Raw genomic sequence first — 1333 nt, 5'->3', positions numbered from 1 at the left:
GTCAGCACAGAAATTATGCAGATCATGCTCTTTTCGCCAGATCGTTGGATGCTCAAAACTCGTGATGATGAGTTCTTCGTCATCGCATCCTTTGCACGCGGTGGTCGTCAGTCTATAGAAAACCTTGCTGAAAAATTTGAGGCAGCTCGGCTATCCCATTCGTTATGGCATGTTCATTAAGTGAAACGACTATGAGCGAGCTCGATTCATTGTCGAACCTGTTCAACGGGGACGGAGAGGTCATGACAGGTTCCCCAATGACCGACGAGCAGGCGCTCAATTTCATGCGCGACCTACGCCTGAACACCGAGTACTGCTTGGTCAGAGATTGGGTCTGGATTGACCTCATTGTCACGCCACTTCAGTTGGCAGAGCTTGAGAAAACAAGTCGAAAACCTGTGATCATCTTTGCGCATAAGGTCATCTACGACTCACAAAGGCGCTGGGACGTAGGCGACCTTGTGCGAACATCGCCGCTGCAAGAGTTCCGTGACGGCTGCCTGTTCCAGACGCTCAACTCAGTTTATGTGCTGCTCGGGGACGGTCAGAAAAAGCAGGCCGCACTGGAGACGGTTGGGCGAATAGTGTTCTGAATACCAGCCAACAGTCTCCAATCCAGGTAACGCCTGATAGCCTCAGGATACGTCGTGATTTTATTAACAAATTTGTTAATGCTTTCCTTACCAGTAACCTGCTTCGATTGATGCCTGGTCGGCTTTTTCAAGCCACGGTGGCCGCAGCTCGACGCTTGTAGCGAACCAGTGGATGGTTGTTGATCCGCTTCATCTCGAACAAGTCGATGGCAGCGAACAGATCTACCAGCCGTGGATATCCATAGTTGCGTGAGTCAAAGACAGATAACTCTCAGCTAGTGGGCCTCACAGGCTGTAGCCGCGACCCGGTGAGTCACGGCTACAGCCTTGAGCAATCAGTTCCCGCCGCTGGACGAGCGGCGGGTTGCCGGAGACTGCGTGGCAGTCGGCTTCTTCTTCGCGGCGTCGCACTGCTCTTTCAGCTTCTTCACTTCGGGATAAGCCACATCGCTGATGTACCGCTTGGTATCAGCCAATTGCTCGCATGTCTTCGGCATCGCTTTCTCGTCGTCATCATGCCCACCGGGATGGGCCATCACGAACGGCGAAGCGAGCAACGTGCGAGCCAGGGCGGCAATCAAAAATGGACGAATCTTCATTTCACTATCTCCTGGGGTGAGGCCCTGCATACAAGGCAGGGCGGGAAACTTCGGCCGCCCGTTACGCGCACGGCGCAGCAAGACGGCGGGAGTGCATAGGACGGCAAGCGCGACCCGGAGATGCACCAGACCAAGAAGGGC

At 54.2% G+C, this 1333-nt stretch carries 3 protein-coding genes and 1 pseudogene; 2 read left to right on the top strand and 2 right to left on the bottom strand.

Annotation, left to right across the window (positions count from 1 at the left end; translation table 11 throughout):
* Positions 1–180: hypothetical protein (locus HZR81_RS23530; RefSeq protein ID WP_500129389.1), on the top strand; the 180-nt coding region annotated here is incomplete at its 5' end.
* 11 nt (positions 181–191) lie between these two features.
* Positions 192–593: a DUF6957 family protein gene (locus tag HZR81_RS23525; RefSeq protein ID WP_191122541.1), complete on the top strand. Its 402-nt coding sequence runs from the start codon at positions 192–194 to the stop codon at positions 591–593.
* 127 nt (positions 594–720) lie between these two features.
* Here the strand turns inward: HZR81_RS23525 and HZR81_RS23520 are convergent.
* Together HZR81_RS23520 and HZR81_RS23515 are read right to left on the bottom strand one after the other, a co-directional pair.
* Positions 721–840, bottom strand: a pseudogene (locus HZR81_RS23520) (LOTUS domain-containing protein); the annotation flags it as partial.
* 88 nt (positions 841–928) lie between these two features.
* On the bottom strand, positions 929–1333 hold a 405-nt coding region (locus tag HZR81_RS23515), incomplete at its 5' end, for a hypothetical protein (protein ID WP_500129388.1).

The organism is Pseudomonas sp. LM13 (assembly GCF_041381355.1).
Classification (GTDB): domain Bacteria; phylum Pseudomonadota; class Gammaproteobacteria; order Pseudomonadales; family Pseudomonadaceae; genus Stutzerimonas; species Stutzerimonas frequens.
The sequence above is the reverse complement of the archived record's forward strand: the minus strand, read 5'-3'. Positions and strand labels throughout refer to the sequence as shown.